This window comes from Streptomyces alkaliphilus, from assembly GCF_014141535.1.
Lineage (GTDB): Bacteria > Actinomycetota > Actinomycetes > Streptomycetales > Streptomycetaceae > Streptomyces > Streptomyces alkaliphilus.
In genome coordinates this window covers 1-1632 of sequence record NZ_VKHT01001069.1, presented here as the reverse complement: position 1 = coordinate 1632, position 1632 = coordinate 1, and the positions used below count along the sequence as shown (strand labels likewise).

Sequence of the window (1632 nt, the reverse complement as noted above, 5' to 3'; positions counted from 1 at the left end):
CTCCCACCGGCCCCCCTGTCGACCGGCGGAGGGGCGGAACCATCGCCCGGGGCCACGGAGGGACCCTGCGAGGGCACCGTCACCGTGCTGGTCGAGTGCCGCACGCCCCCACCGCGCCTGCTGCTGTTCGGCGCGGTGGACTTCGCCGCCGCCCTGGCCCGGGTGGGCCGTTTCCTGGGGATGCGGGTCACCGTGTGCGACACCCGCCCCGCGCTCACCACCCGGGCCCGCTTCCCGGACGCCCACGAGGTGGTGGTCGACCGGCCCGAGCGACTGTTGGCCGCCGAGGCCGCCGCCGGGCGCCTGGACGGTCGCACCGCCGTGTGCGTACTCGGTCACGATCCGGCCCTGGACGTGCCGGCCCTGCGCGAGGCGCTGCGCCTACCGGTCGGCTACGTCGGGGCGATGGGCTCGCGCCGCACCCACCGCGATCGCCTCCGGCGGCTGGCGGAGGCCGGCCTGCGCCCCGGGGAGACGGCCCGGTTGCGTTCCCCGATCGGCCTGGACCTGGGCGCGCGCACGCCGGAGGAGACGGCGCTCTCCATCGCGGCGGAGATCGTCGCCCTGCGTCGCGGTGGAGGGGGCGGACCGTTGACCGACGCCGTCGGCCCCATCCACCGCGACGTTCGCCCCGCGGCTCACGGTGCGGTCCGGGGCGATGCGCACGGCGACGCGCGGGACGAGGCGAGCGGAGGGGTGCGCCGCGAGCCGTCGCCCCCCGCCTGTCCGCCGGCCGGATCATCCGTCGGTTCGGGGTCCGCCGGTCCCGGCCGCGCCCCCGGACGCCCGGACGCGGGACGCCCCTCCGCCCGGGCCCGCCCGCTCAGTCCCGGTGCCCCGGATCCCGCTCGCGCAGCAGGAGGTCGGCGGGGTCGTTGACCGGTTGCGGGGTGCCGGCCAGGTCCAGCACGAACAGGGGCAGTTGGAGCTCATCGGCCCGGCTCCTGGCCTGTCGGTCGTACCCGGCCAGGGAGAAGGCGATCGGGATCGCGTTCTCCGACAGGCCGTGCAGCCACAGCGTCTCGATCCCGCGCGCCCCCGTGGGGTGGGTGGCCGGGTTGACGGCTCCGACGATCTCCGGACCCCGCAGGTCCACCCCGTTGGCGCTGCGCGGCGCCGCGGGTCTGACGTCCTCGAAGCCCAGCCAGCAAAGGAACTGCGCCGCGCAGGCCACCGCGTCGTGGGCGGTGCGGATGGTCAGCGGCCGGAAGGCGGGGCGGTCCGGGGCGGAGGTCTCCTCGATCGCGTCCCCCTCGGCGGTGGCCAGGCGGATCGTGGCACCGCAGGCGCAGATGAACTCCGGCTGCGGCCAGTGACCGTCGGCCCCGCAGGCGCGGCAGGAGACCTCCGTCCAGGAGTCCTCCCAGGAACGGTGCCGGATCTCCACCGCCGTGCCCCCGAGGGGCACGGGCACCGAGACCGGGGCACCGCACACGCAGGGGTACTCGGGCGGGCTGTAGGCGTGCTCGCGCCCGCACGCGGGGCAGCGGACGGGAACGCTTTCGGTCAACTTCCCTCTCCCTTCCGGGCAGGGCCCGGAGCCGACCACGGGAGGTCGATCTCCCCCCTCCCCGGGACAGGATGGCACCCCGGGGCGGCCGGGCGCACCCACCCGGCCCTGTCTTTGATCCA

General features: G+C 76.7%; 2 protein-coding genes. One reads left to right on the top strand and one right to left on the bottom strand.

From position 1 onward, the window contains the following. Positions 1-879 (top strand): XdhC family protein (locus FNQ90_RS22440; protein ID WP_182608011.1); only part of this gene is annotated, 879 nt, incomplete at its 5' end. On the opposite strand, the gene FNQ90_RS22435 is transcribed toward FNQ90_RS22440, so the two are convergent. After that, complete coding sequence (locus FNQ90_RS22435) at positions 824-1510, bottom strand: hypothetical protein (protein WP_182608010.1); 687 nt, start codon at positions 1508-1510, stop codon at positions 824-826. The genes FNQ90_RS22440 and FNQ90_RS22435 overlap by 56 nt on opposite strands. Positions 1511-1632 lie beyond the last annotated feature (122 nt).